Below are 17852 nucleotides of genomic sequence, written 5' to 3'. Positions count from 1 at the left end.
CGAACCATGTCCGCGATCACCTGCTCCCATGTCGAGAAATCCTATGGCGCCACGACCGTCATCCGCGACCTCAATCTGAGCATCGAGGAACATGAATTCGTCGTCTTCCTCGGCCCGTCGGGCTGCGGCAAGTCGACCTTGTTGCGCATGCTGGCGGGGCTCGAGGACATCAGCGGCGGCGAGGTCTCGATCGGCGGCAAGGTGGTCAACGACCTCGATCCCGGCGACCGTGGCATCGCCATGGTGTTCCAGAACTACGCGCTCTACCCGCATATGACGATCTTCGACAACATCGCCTTCGGCCTGAAGCGCCAGAAGGTGCCGAAGGCCGAGATTCAGCAGCGTGTCGAAGCCGTCTCGAAGACACTTGGCCTGGATCCCTATCTGGGCCGCAAGCCGGCTGAACTCTCCGGCGGCCAGCAGCAGCGCGTGGCGATTGCCCGCGCCATGATCAAGACGCCAAAGGTGTTCCTGTTCGACGAGCCGCTTTCCAATCTGGACGCCAAGCTGCGCAACCACATGCGCGTCGAGATCGCCCGCCTGCACCAGTCATTGAACACGACCACCGTCTACGTCACCCACGACCAGTTGGAGGCGATGACGCTTGCCGACCGCATCGTGCTGCTGCGCGACGGCAGGATCGAGCAGATCGGCTCGCCGGCGGAAATCTACGAGCGGCCGGGCAATCTGTTCGTCGCCGGATTCATCGGCACGCCGAACATGAACTTCATCGACGTCACCATAGGCCGGAAAGGAGACGGCTGGACGCTGACCAATGGCGGAACCGTCTTCAGCATCGATGGCTCACGGTTCAAGCTTCAACATGGCGAGCGCGCGGTGCTTGGCATCAGGCCCCCGGACCTCAAGCCCGCGGCCCCTGACGCCTCCGGGAATCTCCTGGCAGGCACGGCTGATCTCATCGAGTTCCATGGCAATGATGCGCTGGTGACATTCGGTTTGGGCGGCAAGGAAATCAGCGCGCTGGTTTCGAGTCGCGCCTGTCCCGTCATCCGCGGCGATGTGCGCTACACCTTCGACGAATCGAGCCTGCATCTGTTCGATGCCAAGTCCGGCGCCTCCCTGCTGTGGCAGTGACGCGACAGCTCTCTACGTGATCGTGTCCAGCACCTGCCGCTGCCGGTGCATTTCGAGGAAAATCCGGTAGTCGCGGTCGAAGCGCCCGGTTGCCATGGGATTGGACGCGCGCCTCTTGCCGCCCTGCTGCATGGCAAGGCAGGCGGCGTTGAGGTCGGGGAAAAGCCCGGCCGCGGTGGCCGCCACCATGCCGGTGCCGAGCAGCACCGCCTCGTCTGCCAGCGGCTCGATCACCGTGCAACCGGTGGCGTCGGCATAGAGCTCCATCAAAAGCGGGTTTTTGGTGTGGCCGCCGGTGACATGCAGTGTGTCGATCAGGTAGCCGTTCTCGTTCAGCGCCTCCAAGACATGGCGCACGCCGAGCGCGATGCCGACGGCGGTGCGCCAGTAGAGCTTGCACAGGCTGTCGAAGGAGGAATCCAGCGTCAGCCCGCTGACGACGCCGACGGCGTGCGGATCGGCAAGCGGCGAGCGGTTGCCGTGGAAGTCCGGCAGCACATGCAGCCTTGCAGCCAGGTTTTCTCCCTCGATGGCGCGCAGTTCGGCGACACGCCGGGCGATTTTGGCATGCATGGCGGCATCCGGCTCGCCGCCGGCGCCGTGCCAGCGGATGATGTGGTCGAGCAGGGCGCCGGTCGCCGACTGCCCGCCTTCCGACAGCCACAGTTTGGGCAGCGCCGCGCCATAGTAGGGACCCCAGACGCCGGCGAAGGGCTGCGGGTCGGGCGACATCGCCATGACGCAGGAAGATGTCCCGGCGATCAGCGCCAGATGCCGGCCGATGTTCCGTTCGTCACCGGCAAAGCCGCCGAGCACGCCAAGCGCCCCGGCATAGGCGTCGATGACGCCGGCGCCGACCCGGCATTTCTCCGTCAGGCCAAGCTCCGCCGCCGCCTGCGCGGTCAATTGGCCGATATCGGCGCCGACCGGACTGGCTCTCTCGGGCAAATTGCCATGCTCAAAAAGATCCTCGAGGCCGACGATCTTGAAGAAATCGCGCCGCCAGCCGATCTCCTCATGTGCCAGATAGGTCCATTTGGCGGTCAGCGTGCATTGCGAGCGGGCCAGCGAGCCTGTCGCTTGCCAGGTCAGGAAATCGGTCAGGTCAAATAAAGTGCCGGCCTGCGCCCACGTTCCCGGCAGGTTGCGTTTCAGCCACATCAGCTTCGGCGTCGCCATTTCCGGCGACATGACGCCACCGATATAGTCGAGCACGGCATGGCCACTTGCCGTGCATTCGTCGGCCTCGGCTATGGCACGATGATCGAGCCATACGATGGTGTCCCAGCGCCTGTCGCCGCTGACCGAGACGCTGAGCTGATCGCCTTGCCGGTCGCGCACCACCAGCGAACAGGTGGCGTCGAAGGAGATGCCGACAACATCCTCGGCGGCGACGCCGGCTTTTTGGCGCGCGGCGCGTACGGCGGTGCAGACTGCCGACCAGATATCTCGCGAATCATGTTCGGCGTGATCGGCCTTTGGCTGGTTCATGGCGATGGGCCGCTCGGCGCGGCCGAGCAAGCTGCCAGTGGTGTGGAGAATGCCCGCGCGGGCGCTCCCGGTGCCGACATCGACCGCGCAAACAAATTGTTTCGTCAAGATGTTTTAACTCTCGCTCCCAGGCCTGCAATCAGATCGGGCAATTGCAGCATGTCAGCGAATATAAAGTCCGGTTCACTCGACGCAAGCCGCGCTTTCAAGGCAGGGTTGCCGGCATGCGAGCCGCCGGTGAAGGCAAGAACGCGCATGCCCGCCGCCCGTGCCGCGGCGATGCCGGCCGGGCTGTCCTCGACGACGACGCATTTGCGCGGATGGGCTCGCATGCTGGCGGCGGCATGCAGGAACAAGTCCGGCGCGGGCTTTCCCTTGGCCACCATGCCGGCGCTGAACAGATGCGGCTCCATCAGCCCAAGCAATCCGGTGACGTCGAGCGCATAGCGGATACGGTCGAGCGTGCCCGAGGACGCGACGCAGAACGGCAGACCGAGCTTCGGCAGCATCTCCATGACGCCGGGCATCGGCTTCAGCTCCTCGCGGAACCTGCGCATCAATTCGACGCGCATCTCGGTCAGGTGCCGGTCGGTGATGTCGAGCCCGAAGTCGCGGCCGAGGATCTCGCGGACGCTTTTCATGCTCTTGCCGAGGAAATGCTCGTAGGCGGTGTCCTCACTGACGCTGCCACCGGCAAGTCTGATCATGCCAAGCAGCGCCGAGACAGAGAGCGCTTCGCTGTCGACCAGCACGCCATCGCAGTCGAAGATGACCAGTTCAGGCGCCATGGTTTCGGATGGTCTCAGAGCTTGCCGGCGAGGTAGCGCGTCAGCGTGGCCCGCGCGCCATCCGCCCACAACACGTCGAGGGCATGAGCGAACGCCTCGACGAACGGGGCGGCGCGGCCGACATTGCCATAGATGTCCTCCATGGCAAGCCAGGCGGCAGGCGCGTCCCTGGCCGCCTTGGCCGTCGCCTGCAGCCGGTCCCAGCTCGGATCGTTGGGCTCGATGACGGCGCCGCTATCCGTCGTGCCGAAGCAGTAGCGGCACCACAGCGCTGATTCCAGCGCCAGGCCGGCGACGCTTTCCCCCGCCTTCAGGCGGTCGGCGATGGTCGGGATGATGAATTTCGGCTGGCGGTTGGAGCCGTCGAGGCAGAGACGGCGCACCGTGTCGCCGATCTTGGGATTGGAGAAGCGGCTTTCGATGAGCTGGTAGTACTCTTCCAGAACCGTGTCCGGCACCGGCGGCACGGTCGGAATGATCTCTTCCCGTTCGAGTTTGGCCAGGAAGCCGGCGACCAGAGGCTCCTGCATCGCCTCATGGACGAAATGGATGTCCATCAACCCGGCCGGATAGGCAATGGTGGCATGGCCGCCATTGAGGATGCGGATCTTCATCAACTCATAGGGAGCGACGTCCTTGACGAACTGCACGCCGACCTTTTCCAATGGCGGACGGCCATCGGTGAAATGGTCTTCCAGCACCCATTGCCGGAACGGCTCGCAGAACACCGGCCAGTTGTCCTCCAGCCCAAAGTCCCTGGCCAGGATGCCGCGCTCGCGGTCGGTGGTGGCCGGGGTGATGCGATCGACCATGCCGTTCGGAAAGGCAACATGGTCGCTGATCCAGTTCGCCAGATCCTCATCGATCAGGCGCGCCAGGCCGATGACGCCATCGGAGGTGACATGGCCATTGTGGGGGATGTTGTCGCAGGACATCACGGTGAACGGCACGATGCCGTCATCGCGGCGGCGTACCAGTCCGGCAAGGATGATGCCGAACACGGTCCTCGGCGTGGCGCCTGGCTGGGCATCGGCGACAATATCGGGATGGGTCGGGTTGAACACGCCGGAGGCCGGGTCGATGAAATAGCCGCCCTCGGTGATGGTCAATGAAACGATCCTGATCGCCGGGTCGGCAAGCCGTTCGATGATGCCCGCCGCGTCGCCCGGCGTCAGGAAGTCGATCATCGCGCCGGTGACGCGGGCGCTCATATGACCGCTATCCTGCTCGACCACGGTGGTCAGCCAATCCTGCTCCTCCAGTTTGGCGCGGCCGATCTTCTCGCCCTCGAACACGCCGGCGCCGACCAGCGCCCAGTCGTGGCCGATGCCCGAATTGAACAGGTCGTCGAGATAGACGGCCTGGTGCGAGCGGTGGAAATTGCCGACGCCGAAATGCACGATGCCGGCCTTGAGCGCCGCGCGGTCATATTTCGGACCGGCGACCTTGGCGGGCAGCTTGGAGAGATTTGAAGACGAGAGTTTCACGGTCATCTGTTCTACCCTTTGGCCGGGCTGCGGCCTTCGTTACTCGCCTCTCCCCGTCCTTCAGGGGAGAGGTAGGCGCGGTGCAATCTTCCGAGGTCGATGCCGCCCCTCACCTTGATGTCGGCCTCTTCTCCGCGCGGAGGGACGAGGAGAAGAGGCCGTCCCCGCCCTCAGCTCATCCACTGGCCGCCATCGACATTGTAGGTCTGGGCGACGATGTATTCGGCGTCGCTGCTGGCGAGAAAGACCGCCATGCCGGTAAGGTCATGGGCCGTGCCCATGCGGCCATAGGGCACGGCATCACCGACCAGCCTCTTCTTCTCGCCCTTCGGCCGGTTTTCGTACCTGGCGAACAGCGAATCGACGTGATCCCAATGCTCGCCATCGACCACGCCGGGGGCAATCGCGTTGACATTGATGCGGTGCTTGATCAGGTCGAGCCCCGCCGACTGGGTCAGCGAGATGACGGCGGCCTTGGTGGCGCAATAGACGCCGACCAGTGCCTCGCCGCGCCGCCCTGCCTGGCTCGCCATGTTGATGATCCTGCCGCCCTTGCCACGCGCGATCATCGAGCGGGCGGCGGCCTGCAGCATGAACAGCGTGCCGGCGACATTGACGGAGAACAGTTTTTCGTAGCTCGCCCTGCTGATCTCGACGACTGGCGCCAGGTCGAACAAGGCGGCGTTGTTGATCAATATGTCGAGACCACCGGTCCTGGTCTCCACTGCCTTCACCGCTGTGTCGATGGATGCCTGATCCGTGACATCGAGCTTCACGGCGTAGGCTTTGCCGCCGATCTCGGCGGCCGTCTTTTCGGCAGCCTCAAGGTTGATGTCGGCAATCGCCACCGTGGCGCCTTCGCGCGCATAGGCTTCGGCAAAGGCCCTGCCGATGCCACGGGCCGAACCCGTGATCAGCGCCGATTTGCCGGCCAGCCGCATGGTCATATCGCCTTTCCGTCGGCGCCGAAGCGATGCAGCTTGGCCTTGTCGGGCGTCAGATAGATGGTGTCGCCGTGATGCACGGCCAGCTCGCCGTCGGCGCGCACCGTCAGCGGTCCGACGCCATCGGCCTGGACGTGCAGGAAGGTGTCGGAGCCGAGATGCTCGGCAACGCCGACGGTCGCTTTCCATTCGCCAGCGGTGGTCGATATCTCCATGTGCTCGGGACGGATGCCGATCGTCTTGGCGCCGTGTTTGGCCGCCGGCGCGCCCTCGATCAGGTTCATCTTCGGCGAGCCGATGAAGGCGGCCACGAACAGGTTCTTCGGTGTCTTGTAGAGTTCCATCGGCGAGCCGACCTGCTCGATGTTGCCGGCGTTCAGCACGACGATCTTGTCGGCCATGGTCATGGCTTCGACCTGGTCGTGGGTGACGTAGATCATGGTGGTCTTGAGCTGTTGGTGCAGTTCGCTGATCTCCAGCCGCATGGTGCCGCGAAGTGCCGCGTCCAGGTTGGACAGCGGTTCGTCGAACAGGAAGGCGGTTGGCTGGCGCACGATGGCGCGGCCGATGGCGACGCGCTGCCGCTGGCCGCCGGAAAGCTGGCCGGGACGGCGTTCAAGATAGTTGGTGAGGTTCAGCACGCGCGCCGCGTCTCCCACCTTCTTGTCGATGGTCGCCTTGTCTTCGCCGGCCATCTTCAGCGGGAAGCCGATGTTCTTGGCCACCGTCATGTGCGGGTAGAGCGCATAGGACTGGAACACCATGGCGAGCTTGCGCTTGGCCGGCGCCTCGCCGGTGACATCACGGCCGTCGATGTTGATGGTGCCGCCGCTGGTGTCCTCCAGCCCGGCGATCAGGCGCAGCAGCGTTGACTTGCCGCAACCCGACGGGCCGACGAAGACGACGAACTCGCCATTCTCGATCACGAGGTCGAGGCCGGGGATGATGGACGTCGCTCCGAAGGACTTGGAGACGTTCTTGAGCGTGATGTTTCCCATGGTTTCCTCCCCGAGGGGTTATTTTTCGCCGATTGCTTCAGGCAACGTCCGTTACTTCACCGCGCCAAATGTCAGGCCGCGCACCAGCTGCTTCTGGCTGAACCAGCCCATGATCAGGATCGGCGCGATCGCCAGTGTCGAAGCCGCCGAGAGCTTGGCCCAGAACAGGCCTTGCGGGCTGGAGAACGAGCTGATGAAGGCCGTCAGCGGCGCGGCCTCGGTGGTGGTCAGCCGGATCGTCCAGAATGCCTCGTTCCAGGCCAGGATGATGTTGAGCAGCATGGTCGAGGCGATGCCCGGCACCGCCATCGGCGTCAGCACATAGACGATCTCGTTCCACAGCGAAGCGCCGTCCATGCGTGCCGCTTCCAGGATCTCGCCAGGGATTTCGCGGAAGTAGGTGTAGAGCATCCACACCACGATCGGCAGGTTGATCAGCATCAGCATGATCATCAGGCCGATGCGGCTGTCGAGCAGGCCGGCGTCGCGGAAGATCAGGTAGATCGGGAACAGCACGGCGACCGCCGGCATCATCTTGGTGGACAGCATCCACATCAGGATGTCCTTGGTTCGCTTGGTCGGCGAGAAGGCCATCGACCATGCCGCCGGTATGGCGACCAGCAGGGCCAGGATGGTCGAACCGACCGAGAGCAGCACCGAGTTGAGGAAGAATTTGAAGTAGCCGCTCTGCGCCTGGACCTCTGCGTAGCTCTCCATCGTTCCCGACGGGATCATGCTGAAGCCCTGGATGGCTTCCTGCTCCGACTTGAACGAGGTGATGATCGTGTAGAGGATCGGGAAGAAGATCAGCAGGGCGACGATCCAGGCCGCCGCGGTCGCGATCGTCTTGTGCTGGGTGGTGACTGAGCGTGCCATCGTATCCTCCCTATTTGTCCAGGTTCTTGCCGACGGCGCGCATGGCGAAGAAGGCAACGATGTTGGCGAGAATGACGGCGATCACACCGCCGGCGGATGCCTGGCCGATTTTGAATTCCAGCAAGGCCTTCTGGTAGACGAGGAAGGGCAGGTTGGTGGAGGCGTATCCCGGGCCGCCATTGGTGGTGACGAGGATCTCGGCATAGACGGAGAGCAGGAAGATCGTCTGGATCAGGATGACGACGGTGATGGCGCGCGACATATGCGGCAGCGTCAGGTAGATGAAACGGCTGATGAAGCCGGCGCCGTCCATCTCGGCGGCTTCCTTCTGCTCACCGTCCAGCGACTGCAGCGCGGTCAAGAGGATCAGCGTCGCGAACGGCAACCACTGCCAGGCGACGATGATGATGATCGCCAGCATCGGATGTTGTCCGAACCAGTCGATCGGCTGGGCCCCGAACAAGCGCGCTATATCGGCGAACACGCCATATTGCGGGTGCATGATCATGTTCTTCCAGACCAATGCCGCCACCGGCGGCATGACGAAGAACGGCGAAATGACGAGAATGCGGACTATGCCTTGTCCCCACATCGGCTGATCGATCAGAAGTGCCAGCAGGATGCCGCCGATCACCGTGATCAGCAGCACGCTGACCACCAGCGTGAGCGTGTTGAGGATCGATTGCAGGAAGGCCGGGTTTGAATAGAACAGCGCGTAGTTCGAGAAGCCAACGAAGCCGTCGTGGATCGGGTTGAGCGGGTTGAACTGCTGGAAGGAGAACCAGATGGTGATGACCAGCGGCACAATCATCCAGACGAACAGCAGCACCACGGATGGCGCCATCATGAAACGGGCAAGCGAACGGGTCTGCTGAGTAGCCATGACGGTCACCCTTCACTGGTCGGACTGAATTTTCAGAGGCGTTGAAGGCGGCCGCCCGAACTGGGATTCGGGCGGCCGTTGCCGGCCAGGAAGGCGACCGGCATTCGGCACCGGGAGGAGCCTTACTTGATATATCCGCCTTCGGTCATTGCCGCGGTGGCAGCGTCCTGGGCCTGCTTCAGGGCATCGTCGACGCTCGACTGGCCGGCAAGAGCCGCCGAGAAGAGCTGGCCGACAGTGGTGCCAAGGCCCTGGAACTCAGGGATGGCGACGAACTGGACGCCGACATAGGGCACCGGCTTGACGGTCGGATGCGTCGGATCTGCGGCATTGATGGAGTCCAGCGTCATCTTGGCGAACGGAGCCGCCTTCTGGTAGTCGGCATTGGCGTAGAGCGAGGAGCGCGTGCCCGGAGGAACGTTGGCCCAGCCTTCCTTCGAGGCAACCAGTTCAGCGTAGTGCTTGCTGGTCGCCCAGGAAACGAACTTCTCGGCGGCGTCAGCCTTCTGCGTGCCGGCGGGGATCGCCAGCGACCATGCCCACAGCCAGTTGCCGCGCTTGCCGAGCCCGTTGTCGGGTGCCAGTGCGTAGCCGACCTTGTCGGCGACGGTCGAGTTCTTCGGGTCAGAAACGAAGGACGCCGCGACGGTGGCGTCGATCCACATGCCGCACTTGCCCTGCTGGAACAGCGCCAGGTTTTCGTTGAAGCCGTTGGAGGACGCGCCCTCGGGGCCGTCGGCCTTCATCAGGTCGACATAGAACTGCAGTGTCTTCTTCCATTCGGGCTGGTCGAACTGCGGCTTCCAGTTCTCGTCAAACCAGCGGGCGCCGAACGAGTTCGACATCGCCGTCAGGAAGGCCATGTTCTCGCCCCAGCCGGCCTTGCCGCGCAGGCACACACCATTCACGCCATTGGCGCGGTCGGTCATCTTGTCGGCGGCCTGCTTGATGAAGTCCCAGGTCGGCGCGTCGGGCATCTTCAGCCCGGCCTTGTCCATCAGGTCCTTGCGGTACATGACGAACGAGCTTTCGCCGTAGAAGGGCGCGGCATAGAGCTTGCCGTCGACCGAAAGGCCGCCGGCGATGGCCGGGATGATGTCCTTGGCGTCATAGTCGTCGCCGAGCTTGTCCAGCGGCAACAGCCAGCTCTGCTTGGCCCAGATCGGAACCTCGTAGGTGCCGATGGTCATCACGTCATACTGGCCGCCCTTGGTGGCGATGTCGGTCGTGACGCGCTCGCGCAGCACGTTTTCCTCGAGCGTAACCCAGTTGAGCGTGATGTCCGGGTTAGCCTTGGTGAAGTCGTCGGTCAGCTTCTGCATGCGGACCATATCGCCATTGTTGACGGTGGCGATGGTGATGGATTCGGCGTGTGCGGCGAAGGCAAGAGCGCTGGCCGACAACAAGCCCAGGGTGAGCGTGCGAAGTTTCATCAAATTCCTCCCATGAACCAAGATGAGCATTTGCCTTGGCTGTGAGCAATTACTCATTTAGTGTTAATTATGTCAAGCCGGATTCGATGCTGCAGCGCAGCACTCGGCGACGGCGATGGGCAATGGACGCGCGGATATTGCGGGGACGAGCCTTGCCCGCCGCCTTCGTCAGGCGGCAGGACAGGAAGGCGTGCGGGGTTGCGTGGGGTTGCCGGAGGGCTTGCCTCTCAGCAGGCGATCTCGGCCAGCAGCCAGTCGCGGAAGGCGCGGATCTTCGGCACGTTGCGGCGCGCCTCCGGGTAGACCAGCCAATAGGCGTGACCGTCGTCACCGACCAGGTCGAAAGGCTGGATCAGGCGGCCGTCGGCCAGCTCCGCCTTGAACAGCGCCCTGGTCAGGATCGCCACGCCATGGCCGGCGATTGCCGCATTGGCCTCGTAAGCCTGTGCGCCCATGCTGCTGCCAGGCCGACTGGCAAGGTCGTGCGAAGGCACGCCCGCAGCCTCGAACCATTGCGTCCACCAGATGTCGCCGGGATCGAGGATCGGCAGCCGCAACAGGTCGGCCGGTTCCTTGACGCCGCCAATGCTCGCCGCGAGCCTGGGGCTCAGCATCGGCGTGTAATCGGCATCGAGCAGCTTGTGGGCTTCCAGCCCAGGCCATTTGCCGCCACCCGAGCGGATGGCGAGATCGACATCCTCGCGGGCGAAATCGGTCAGGCGGCTCGACGTTTCGAGCCGCACGGCAAGAGAGGGATGCGCGATCTGGAACGAGCCCAGATGATGCGCCAGCCAGTTCGAGGCAAAGGTCAGCACCGTGGTGACGCACAGCAACCCATCCGCGCCGCCACGCGCCGCGGCATAGGCCTGGCCAAGAATGGCGAAGGCTTCGCTGACCGCCGGCGCCAGGCGCTGCCCGGCCGCGGTCAGTGCGATCTGGCGCGGCCGCCGCAGGAAAAGCGGTGCGCCGACCCGCTCCTCCAGCACCTTGATCTGATAGCTGACCGCCGCCTGCGTCATGGCAAGCTCCTCGGCGGCCTTTGTGAAGGAAAGATGCCGCGCCACCGCTTCGAACACCCGGATCGCCTGCAGCGGCGGGAGCTGCGAAACCTGTCGCGAGCCAAGGTCCGGCATAAAGCCTCCTTATGGGTCCTTATCGAAGTTCGATTGGCAAAGGCGGTCGGCAAGACCGACATTCGGCATCAACCCGTCATTCGGGTGCAAGATAGCGAAGGTTGACGATCATGGCCATGGCGCAGCAGAAATGCCCTCCCACTCCGGATCATCGCTGGATTTCGTGGCTCGCGGACGGATTCAGCTGGTTCGCGGTCAGAAAACGGGCGCATCTCGACATCAGGGACCTCTCCCCGCATCTGCAACGCGACCTCGGTTTCCTTGATGGCAACGACCCTTTCGGGCGGGGCAGATAGCCTGACTGACCTTATCCCAAATCGGCCGTGGCGCCGTTACAGTCCCGCGAGCGAAAGCGGTTCGGTGTCATCCGCCGGCCAGCAGGGCAGCCGCCGTCCGTTCATCGGTGATGAGCCCGTTGACCAGCCGCCTGTTCACCGCCGCCAGGATACCAGGCAACTTGCGCTCGCCCATGGCAAGCGCGATGACCAGCGATTTTTCGCGTGACGGCAGCGAAGCCGATGACACCCGGTCGTTGGTGATGCCTTCGATCATGCGGCCTTCGCGATCGAACACCCAGCCGACGATTTCGGCGATGCCGCCGGCCTTCTGCAGGGCCTTCAACTCACTTTCCGAAATGAAGCCGTCCTCGTAGAGCGGCGCCTTGGGGCCGAGGTCGCCAATGCCGATGAAGGTGACGTCGGCCTCGGCGGCCAGCGCCAGCGTCGGCTGGATCATCGGCTGGTTGAGCAGCATCTCGCGCTCCTCCGGCGAAGAGGCGATGACCGGCAGCGGCATCGGGAAGGATCGCGCCTTCACCCTGTCTGCCATGGTGAAGATGACGTTGTAGAAGGCTGCCGAGCCATCCGGCGAGATGTTGCCGGTCAAGGACACCACCTTGTGCTGCGGACAGTCCATTGGCGGCAGCTGCTCGATCGCCGCCTTCAGCGTGCGTCCGGTGCCGATCGCCATGACGATCGGGGTTGGCGAGCGCAGCCGCCGCTCGATCTCGGCGGCGGCCGCTTCGGCGATGCCGATGGTGGTGGAGGATGAGTTGGGATCGCTCGGCACCACCTCGACCAGATCGAGCGCGAAGCGTGATTTCAGCCGTGACGCCAGATCAAGGCAGTTGGCGATCGGGTGGTCGACGCGAACCTTGATCAACCCTTCCGACACCGCCAGCGACACCAGCCGCTGTGCCGTCTGCCGTGAGATGCCGAGCGTGGCGGCAATCTGGTCCTGCGTGTTGCCGGCAACATAATAAAGCCAGCCGGCGCGCGCCGCGTCATCCAGCCTGTTGCTGCCGCCATCCTGCCGGGTACTCACGTCCTGCCTCCCGAAGCCGCCGGTCATCAGGGCGGTTCGCTGCTACTCTTACAGGGAAAAGCCTCCTGCGCAATTGTCAATCTCCAGGGCAATTGCTTGCGCCGCGACATGGCCACGACGGAAATGCTCTCCCTGGATCATGTTAAGCGAGGGATGGCAGGCGGTTTCGGCCCCGGACAGACGACAAGGGATAGCCGGCCGGAAGGTTTATCTCCCGGCGCAAACCCTTTAAGGGATCAGAAAAAGGGATTTTCTGCATGATACCGAAAGCGGTTTTCTGGGATATGGACGGCACGCTGGTCGACAGCGAACCGCTGCACGAAGCCGCTCTTGTGGCGGCGATGCGCAGTGTCGGCCTCGTGCCGCCGCCCGACCTGCATGAGCGCGTGCTCGGTGTCGCCGCCTGGCCGGTCTACGAAATGATGCGCGACGAATTTGGCCTGGATCTGCCCTTCGACGATTGGATCGTCCGCAAATACGAGCACTATCTGCCGCTTGTCGAGAGCCTGAAGCCGCGCCCCGGCGCGATCGAGATCTTCAGCGATTTGCGGGCAAGGGGCGTGGCGCAAGCCGTCGTGTCGAATTCGGACCGGATGATCGTCGACGCCAATTTGCGCATGGTCGGGCTGACCTATCCTGGCATGAAGACGATCAGCCGCAACGATGTGCATGACGGCAAGCCGCATCCCGAACCATTCCTGCGCGCCGCGTATCTTGCTGGCGTCGATCCCGCGCATGCCGTGGCGATCGACGACAGCTGGCCGGGCGCCATGGCGGGGCTGGCGGCGGGGATGAAGACGATCTTCTGGCCAGAAAAGCCGATGGACGGGCCGCCCGGCGCTGTCGTCATCGACAACGCTGAGGAATTGCGGGCTCAGTTGGGCCTCTGAGCGCACGCAAATGTAGGTGCCGCCCCTCATCCGCCTGCCGCGACGAAAAACGTCAGCCCAGAACCAGGGACATTCAATTCCGATAAACCGGCTCTTCCTCGTCGAGGATCGCCTTCAACTCGCTGAGATGGCGTTCGGCCTGGCCGGGATAATCATCCATCTCGCTCGCCGCCTTTTCCGCGATCGCGTCCGAGAGCACGCGCAACGGCCGGCCGGTCCACAGCGCCTTGATATAGGTCTCGGCGGCACGCTCGAAATAGAACATGCGGTTGAAGGCATCGGCGACCGTATCGCCGATGACCAGCACGCCGTGATTGCCCATCACCATGACCTTCACCTTGGGATCGACGAGCAGTTGCGAGCAGCGTTCGCCCTCTTCCTCGAAGGCCAGCCCGCCATAGTGGCCGTCGACGACATGGCGGTTGAAGAACATCGCCGAATTCTGGTCGACCGGCGGCAGGCGAGAGTCGGCGAGCGACGCCAGCACCGTGGCATGGATCGAATGGACATGCATGACGCAGCGCGCGTGCCGCACATTGCGATGGATGGCGCTGTGCAGGCCCCACGCCGTCGGATCGGGCGCGTTCGGGCCGGAAAGCGTATCGGGATCGTTGGCATCGATCATCAAAAGGTCGCTCGCCTTGATGCGCGAGAAATGCACCTGGTTGGGGTTCATCAGGAACTGCGTGCCGTCATCGTTGATAGCCAGCGAGAAATGATTGGCCACCGCCTCGTGCATGTTGAGCCGCGCCGTCCAGCGAAAGGCGCAGGCGAGATCGACGCGTTCCTCATGGAAGGGCAGGTTGGTCAGCGTTTCTTTCTGCAGGCGGGCGATGCTCATCGACGACACTCCGTGAAAGAGGCAAGAATGCCGCGACCAGCCCGGGCCCGCAACCGGTTTCGCTTGGTGCAGTCGACGGTCCCTATGCCGCCGTGCTTGCTGTGGCGTCGGTCCGCAGCCCGCCATGCTCGACGATGAAGTCGACGACCTCCTGCAGCCCCTTGCCGCGCGACAGATCCGTGAAGCCGAACGGCCGCTTGCCGCGCATGCGGCCGGCGTCGCTCTCCATGACGTCGAGGTTGACGTTCACATAGGGCGCAAGATCGCTCTTGTTGATGATGAGGAAATCGGAGCGGGTGATCGCCGGTCCGCCTTTGCGCGGGATCTCCTCGCCCTGGCAGACCGAGATGACGTAGAGCGTCAGGTCGGCAAGGTCCGGCGAGAAGGTGGCGGCGAGGTTGTCGCCGCCGGATTCGATGAAGACGATGTCGAGATCGGGAAATTTCCGGTTCATCTCGGCGATCGCCTGCAGGTTGATCGAGGCGTCCTCGCGGATGGCGGTGTGCGGGCAGCCGCCGGTCTCGACACCCATGATGCGATCCTCGGGCAGCGCCTGCAGCCGGGCCAGCATCATGGCGTCTTCCTTGGTGTAGATGTCGTTGGTGACGACGGCGATCGAGAATTCGTCGCGCAGCGCCTTGCACAGCTTTTCGGTCAGCGTCGTCTTGCCCGAACCGACCGGACCGCCGATGCCGACGCGCAGCGGGCCATTTTTCTGTGTCATGCGGGAAACTCCGTGATGGCAAGGACTGCGAAGCCGAGCCCGATAAGCAGGCACAATGGCGAATAATAGCGGACATCGAGCCGTGCGAAAGGCTGTTCCGGTGCCAGCCGCCGCCACCATGGCGTGAAGCCGGCGATGCCGCGTCCCAGGAAAACCAGGCCGATGAGCAGCGCGGTGGCGGCGAGCCCTTCCCTTGGGAAGGGCGAAGCAAAGACGCCCTCGAGCGCCAGCGGCCACAGCGTCGCGAGGCACAGGCACGCGGCAACAGCGAAACTGGCGAAGGGCGTCGGCATGGCATCGACGCCGCGAAAGCCGACGACGGCATGGGCGCAGGATGCCGCATCCTTGCCCGGCCAAATGCCGCCAATGCCCCAATAGACATGCAGCGCGGTGATCAGCAGCAGAACAAAGGACAGCGCGAAGGCAAGGACGATCATGAGCGGAACAGTCGCGAATACTGGGTTTCGTGCTTCATCGCCATGACATCGGAGACGAAGGCGCATCCGCCGAGATCGTCCAATGTCGAACGGGACGCGCGGTCGGCAGTCGAGAGCGCCAACGGCTCGAAGCCAGCCAGCAGCGTGGTGGCCGCGCTCTGGCCGACGACGCCGAGCCTGATGGCGGCCTGGACGAGATTGGAGAAGAAGGCTTGCAGGAAGGCGGACAGCGCGTCCTGAAGCGCGATGCCATTGCCGCCGGCAATGGCGCCGACAGCGACACAATAGGCGCATTCGGCCGGCAAGCGCTCCAGCACGGGGTTGGGCCATGCGGCGGCGGCCTTGAGGAAGGCGGCGCCCTGCAGCATGGTCTCGGTGTGGCGTTCCCGCGAGCCGGCGAGCGCCTCGGCCAGTGCAGCCACTTCGTCAAGATCGCCTGCGTTGCGGGCGCGGCGCCAGCTCTCGGAAAAAAGCACGGCATCGTTCCAGCCCGAGCCTATCTCGATCAGTGTTTCCAGCCAGCCGGCGAGGCCGGTGGCATCGGCAACCAGGCCATCATGCACCGCGCGCTCGAGACCGTGGCTGTAGGCAAAGCCGCCAACCGGAAAGGCCGGCGACAGCCACGCCATCAGCCGCAGCAAGGCGATGTTCGACGGCTGGTCAGTCATGGTCGTGGTGATGGCCGCCGTGGCTGTGCGAATGGGAATGCTTGTCGCCATGTGAATGGGAATGCGCTTCCGCATGGCTGTGGGCATGGCCGTGATCGTGCGCGCCGCCATGGCCGGAATAGGCACCGCGCACCGGCTTGAACGGCTCGGAAACCTCGCGCACCGTGGCGCCAAGCCCCTCAAGCATCGCCTTGATGACATGGTCGCGCAGGATGACGATGCGATCCGCCTCGATGCCCGCCGCGAGATGGCGGTTGCCGATGTGCCAGGCAAGCTCGGTCAGATGCACGCCGTCGCGTGCGCGGATGTCGTAAACCTCTTCCGGCGCGGCAAGAATCTCGATGTGGCGGCCATCCTCCAGCACCAGCCGATCGCCGTCGTTCAGGGCAACCGGCTCGGGAAGGTCGACCAACACCTTGCCGCCGTCTGACAGTTCGATGGCGCGGCGGCGCAGATGCCGTTCGTCATGGGCGAGAACGGCACGACCGGATGGCGCGATGGTCCCGGCGCCGCCGGCGGGCAGCACCGCGACGGCACGCGGGAATTTGGTGAAGTCGGTGTTGAGGTTGAGCTTCATTTCATGGCTCCGCCATTGGCCTGCGCCCGTGCGCGGGCAGGGCGCGAAAGCACCCGGTTGAAATAGGCGTTGACGCGCTCGGACTCGATAGGGAATTTTCCAGCACGGGCCCAGCCGCCCATGTCGCCGAGCAGCACGTCGACGGCGGAAAACCGGTCGCCGAGCGCAAACGGCTTCTCGGCGAGCCGACGATCCAGGGCTTTGGTTTCCGAGGCGAAATCATAGGCCGCCGCGGGGCCGACATCGACCCGCACTTCCTTCGGCAGCAGGAAGCGGTGGCGCAATTTGTTCCACAGCGGCGCCTCGAACTCGCTCTGGGCAAAATGCATCCAGGAATCCATCTCGGCACGACCGGCAACACCTGGATTGGCACCCATGCCCTTGTCGGCGTGCTTGTCGGCCAGGTAGACGCAGATCGCCGCCGAATCGGTCACCGTCAGCTCTCCGTCGATGAGCACCGGTACCTTGCCCGACGGGTTGAGTGCGTAGGCTTCCGGCGAGCGCAATTTGACTTCGACGAATTCATAGGGCTGCCCGAGCTCCTCGAGCATCCAGAGGACGCGACTGACCCGGGATCCGCGCGATCCGACGGCCTTGTACATGAGAAACCTGCCTTTCCCAGGAAGCCTAGAGCATTCGCAGTCGTCATACGATCGTGTCGAAGAGCCGCAGGATAAACGATATCTGATAGATCAGCGCCGCCGCGACAAAGGCGGTGTGAAAGCGGCGGTCGCGCACCAGGATGGCGGCAATGCAGAGTGCGACGAAGATCGGCGTGCGGAACAGATATTCGTTGCCGAAATGGGCGAAATGCTCCGGCCCTTTCAGCAACGTATCGATCACGTCGAGCAGATAGGTCGCGGCCAGCAGGCCGAAGAACCAGGCGCGGCGCGAATAGAAGAAATCCTCGTAGCTTGTGTAGTCCAGCATCGAATCCGGAAACAGCAGCGCGCAAAGCAGGAACAGCGTGATCGCGTAGAAGATGATGAAAAGGTATTTGCCGAAGGTCCATGTCTCGATGGCGTAGAGGCCGAACTCCCACCACCAGAAATGCACCAGCATTAGAAGCACCGAGGCGACCCAAGCCAGATGCACGGGATAGAGCCGGTACTGGCCGGGATGCTGGATAATACGAGCCACCCCCGACAGCAGGCGGGTGACACCAAGTCCGATCACCATGCCCATGACGATGCGGATGTGCGGGAAGATGTCGTGGGCGGAGGCTATTTCGGTGGCCATGGCAAGTCATGCGGTTTCTTTGAGC

General features: G+C 63.7%; 20 protein-coding genes. 3 read left to right on the top strand and 17 right to left on the bottom strand.

Annotation, left to right across the window (positions count from 1 at the left end; all coding sequences use genetic code 11):
* Positions 1-6 precede the first annotated feature (6 nt).
* A complete protein-coding gene (locus OOJ09_RS05885; protein ID WP_269904290.1) occupies positions 7-1095 on the top strand; it encodes an ABC transporter ATP-binding protein in 1089 nt (362 codons plus the stop codon).
* 12 nt (positions 1096-1107) lie between these two features.
* Here OOJ09_RS05885 and OOJ09_RS05880 read toward each other — a convergent pair whose 3' ends face one another.
* From OOJ09_RS05880 to gcvA, 9 genes are all read right to left on the bottom strand, one after another.
* The gene (locus OOJ09_RS05880) at positions 1108-2694 is read right to left on the bottom strand and encodes an FGGY-family carbohydrate kinase (RefSeq protein ID WP_269904289.1); all 1587 of its coding nucleotides are present in this window, start codon (positions 2692-2694) and stop codon (positions 1108-1110) included.
* Positions 2691-3374 (bottom strand): HAD family hydrolase, encoded by a 684-nt coding sequence (locus tag OOJ09_RS05875; protein WP_269904288.1) that lies wholly within the window; start codon positions 3372-3374, stop codon positions 2691-2693. The genes OOJ09_RS05880 and OOJ09_RS05875 overlap by 4 nt, the downstream gene beginning before the upstream one ends.
* Positions 3375-3388: 14 nt before the next feature.
* Positions 3389-4867 (bottom strand): mannitol dehydrogenase family protein, encoded by a 1479-nt coding sequence (locus tag OOJ09_RS05870; protein WP_269904287.1) that lies wholly within the window; start codon positions 4865-4867, stop codon positions 3389-3391.
* Between the two features lie 164 nt (positions 4868-5031).
* Positions 5032-5802 (bottom strand): L-iditol 2-dehydrogenase, encoded by a 771-nt coding sequence (locus OOJ09_RS05865; RefSeq protein ID WP_269904859.1) that lies wholly within the window; start codon positions 5800-5802, stop codon positions 5032-5034.
* A 2-nt stretch (positions 5803-5804) separates the two neighbouring features.
* On the bottom strand, positions 5805-6803 hold the full coding sequence (locus OOJ09_RS05860) for an ABC transporter ATP-binding protein (protein WP_269904286.1): 999 nt from the start codon (positions 6801-6803) through the stop codon (positions 5805-5807).
* A gap of 51 nt (positions 6804-6854) precedes the next feature.
* A complete protein-coding gene (locus tag OOJ09_RS05855) occupies positions 6855-7679 on the bottom strand; it encodes a carbohydrate ABC transporter permease (RefSeq protein WP_269904285.1) in 825 nt (274 codons plus the stop codon).
* Between the two features lie 10 nt (positions 7680-7689).
* A complete protein-coding gene (locus tag OOJ09_RS05850; protein WP_269904284.1) occupies positions 7690-8562 on the bottom strand; it encodes a carbohydrate ABC transporter permease in 873 nt (290 codons plus the stop codon).
* Between the two features lie 122 nt (positions 8563-8684).
* On the bottom strand, positions 8685-9995 hold the full coding sequence (locus tag OOJ09_RS05845; RefSeq protein ID WP_269904283.1) for an ABC transporter substrate-binding protein: 1311 nt from the start codon (positions 9993-9995) through the stop codon (positions 8685-8687).
* A gap of 227 nt (positions 9996-10222) precedes the next feature.
* Entirely contained in the window at positions 10223-11128 is a 906-nt protein-coding gene (gene gcvA / locus OOJ09_RS05840; RefSeq protein ID WP_269904282.1) for a transcriptional regulator GcvA, read from the bottom strand.
* Between the two features lie 110 nt (positions 11129-11238).
* Here gcvA and OOJ09_RS05835 point away from each other — a divergent pair, with 110 nt between their 5' ends.
* Positions 11239-11424, top strand: coding sequence for a hypothetical protein (locus tag OOJ09_RS05835; protein ID WP_269904281.1), 186 nt, complete (start codon positions 11239-11241; stop codon positions 11422-11424).
* Between the two features lie 67 nt (positions 11425-11491).
* Here OOJ09_RS05835 and OOJ09_RS05830 read toward each other — a convergent pair whose 3' ends face one another.
* Positions 11492-12451 carry a sugar-binding transcriptional regulator gene (locus OOJ09_RS05830; protein WP_269904280.1) on the bottom strand — a complete coding sequence of 320 codons (960 nt, stop codon included), beginning with the start codon at positions 12449-12451 and terminating at the stop codon, positions 11492-11494.
* Between the two features lie 257 nt (positions 12452-12708).
* On the opposite strand from OOJ09_RS05830, the gene OOJ09_RS05825 reads away from it, so the two are divergent.
* Positions 12709-13341 (top strand): HAD family hydrolase, encoded by a 633-nt coding sequence (locus OOJ09_RS05825; protein ID WP_269904279.1) that lies wholly within the window; start codon positions 12709-12711, stop codon positions 13339-13341.
* Positions 13342-13414: 73 nt separating this feature from the next.
* Here OOJ09_RS05825 and OOJ09_RS05820 read toward each other — a convergent pair whose 3' ends face one another.
* From OOJ09_RS05820 to OOJ09_RS05790, 7 genes are all read right to left on the bottom strand, one after another.
* Positions 13415-14182 (bottom strand): class II aldolase and adducin N-terminal domain-containing protein, encoded by a 768-nt coding sequence (locus OOJ09_RS05820; RefSeq protein ID WP_269904278.1) that lies wholly within the window; start codon positions 14180-14182, stop codon positions 13415-13417.
* 82 nt (positions 14183-14264) lie between these two features.
* Positions 14265-14906 (bottom strand): urease accessory protein UreG, encoded by a 642-nt coding sequence (gene ureG / locus OOJ09_RS05815; RefSeq protein WP_269904277.1) that lies wholly within the window; start codon positions 14904-14906, stop codon positions 14265-14267.
* Positions 14903-15343, bottom strand: coding sequence for a DUF3995 domain-containing protein (locus OOJ09_RS05810; protein ID WP_269904276.1), 441 nt, complete (start codon positions 15341-15343; stop codon positions 14903-14905). The genes ureG and OOJ09_RS05810 overlap by 4 nt, the downstream gene beginning before the upstream one ends.
* Positions 15340-16011 (bottom strand): urease accessory protein UreF, encoded by a 672-nt coding sequence (locus OOJ09_RS05805; protein WP_269904275.1) that lies wholly within the window; start codon positions 16009-16011, stop codon positions 15340-15342. Before OOJ09_RS05805 ends, OOJ09_RS05810 begins: the two co-directional genes overlap by 4 nt.
* Positions 16004-16588 (bottom strand): urease accessory protein UreE, encoded by a 585-nt coding sequence (gene ureE / locus OOJ09_RS05800; protein WP_269904274.1) that lies wholly within the window; start codon positions 16586-16588, stop codon positions 16004-16006. The genes OOJ09_RS05805 and ureE overlap by 8 nt, the downstream gene beginning before the upstream one ends.
* Entirely contained in the window at positions 16585-17190 is a 606-nt protein-coding gene (locus tag OOJ09_RS05795) for a glutathione S-transferase family protein (RefSeq protein ID WP_269904273.1), read from the bottom strand. Before OOJ09_RS05795 ends, ureE begins: the two co-directional genes overlap by 4 nt.
* A gap of 43 nt (positions 17191-17233) precedes the next feature.
* Complete coding sequence (locus OOJ09_RS05790) at positions 17234-17827, bottom strand: hypothetical protein (protein ID WP_269904272.1); 594 nt, start codon at positions 17825-17827, stop codon at positions 17234-17236.
* Between the last annotated feature and the right edge of the window lie 25 nt (positions 17828-17852).

Source organism: Mesorhizobium qingshengii (genome assembly GCF_027563465.1).
Lineage (GTDB): Bacteria > Pseudomonadota > Alphaproteobacteria > Rhizobiales > Rhizobiaceae > Mesorhizobium > Mesorhizobium qingshengii_A.
Note: the sequence above shows the minus strand (reverse complement) of the source record. Positions and strands in the feature narration are given on the sequence as shown.

What these genes read in the sequence shown, in the direction of transcription:
- ureE (WP_269904274.1), bottom strand. Translation starts at nt 16,588, where the DNA reads ATGAAGCTCAACCTCAACACCGACTTCACCAAATTCCCGCGTGCCGTC.
- OOJ09_RS05820 (WP_269904278.1), bottom strand. Translation starts at nt 14,182, where the DNA reads ATGAGCATCGCCCGCCTGCAGAAAGAAACGCTGACCAACCTGCCCTTC.
- OOJ09_RS05825 (WP_269904279.1), top strand. Translation starts at nt 12,709, where the DNA reads ATGATACCGAAAGCGGTTTTCTGGGATATGGACGGCACGCTGGTCGAC.
- OOJ09_RS05805 (WP_269904275.1), bottom strand. Translation starts at nt 16,011, where the DNA reads ATGACTGACCAGCCGTCGAACATCGCCTTGCTGCGGCTGATGGCGTGG.
- OOJ09_RS05795 (WP_269904273.1), bottom strand. Translation starts at nt 17,190, where the DNA reads ATGTACAAGGCCGTCGGATCGCGCGGATCCCGGGTCAGTCGCGTCCTC.
- OOJ09_RS05875 (WP_269904288.1), bottom strand. Translation starts at nt 3,374, where the DNA reads ATGGCGCCTGAACTGGTCATCTTCGACTGCGATGGCGTGCTGGTCGAC.
- gcvA (WP_269904282.1), bottom strand. Translation starts at nt 11,128, where the DNA reads ATGCCGGACCTTGGCTCGCGACAGGTTTCGCAGCTCCCGCCGCTGCAG.
- OOJ09_RS05850 (WP_269904284.1), bottom strand. Translation starts at nt 8,562, where the DNA reads ATGGCTACTCAGCAGACCCGTTCGCTTGCCCGTTTCATGATGGCGCCA.
- OOJ09_RS05865 (WP_269904859.1), bottom strand. Translation starts at nt 5,802, where the DNA reads ATGCGGCTGGCCGGCAAATCGGCGCTGATCACGGGTTCGGCCCGTGGC.
- OOJ09_RS05810 (WP_269904276.1), bottom strand. Translation starts at nt 15,343, where the DNA reads ATGATCGTCCTTGCCTTCGCGCTGTCCTTTGTTCTGCTGCTGATCACC.
- OOJ09_RS05885 (WP_269904290.1), top strand. Translation starts at nt 7, where the DNA reads ATGTCCGCGATCACCTGCTCCCATGTCGAGAAATCCTATGGCGCCACG.
- OOJ09_RS05835 (WP_269904281.1), top strand. Translation starts at nt 11,239, where the DNA reads ATGGCCATGGCGCAGCAGAAATGCCCTCCCACTCCGGATCATCGCTGG.
- OOJ09_RS05790 (WP_269904272.1), bottom strand. Translation starts at nt 17,827, where the DNA reads ATGGCCACCGAAATAGCCTCCGCCCACGACATCTTCCCGCACATCCGC.
- OOJ09_RS05845 (WP_269904283.1), bottom strand. Translation starts at nt 9,995, where the DNA reads ATGAAACTTCGCACGCTCACCCTGGGCTTGTTGTCGGCCAGCGCTCTT.
- OOJ09_RS05855 (WP_269904285.1), bottom strand. Translation starts at nt 7,679, where the DNA reads ATGGCACGCTCAGTCACCACCCAGCACAAGACGATCGCGACCGCGGCG.
- OOJ09_RS05860 (WP_269904286.1), bottom strand. Translation starts at nt 6,803, where the DNA reads ATGGGAAACATCACGCTCAAGAACGTCTCCAAGTCCTTCGGAGCGACG.
- ureG (WP_269904277.1), bottom strand. Translation starts at nt 14,906, where the DNA reads ATGACACAGAAAAATGGCCCGCTGCGCGTCGGCATCGGCGGTCCGGTC.
- OOJ09_RS05870 (WP_269904287.1), bottom strand. Translation starts at nt 4,867, where the DNA reads ATGACCGTGAAACTCTCGTCTTCAAATCTCTCCAAGCTGCCCGCCAAG.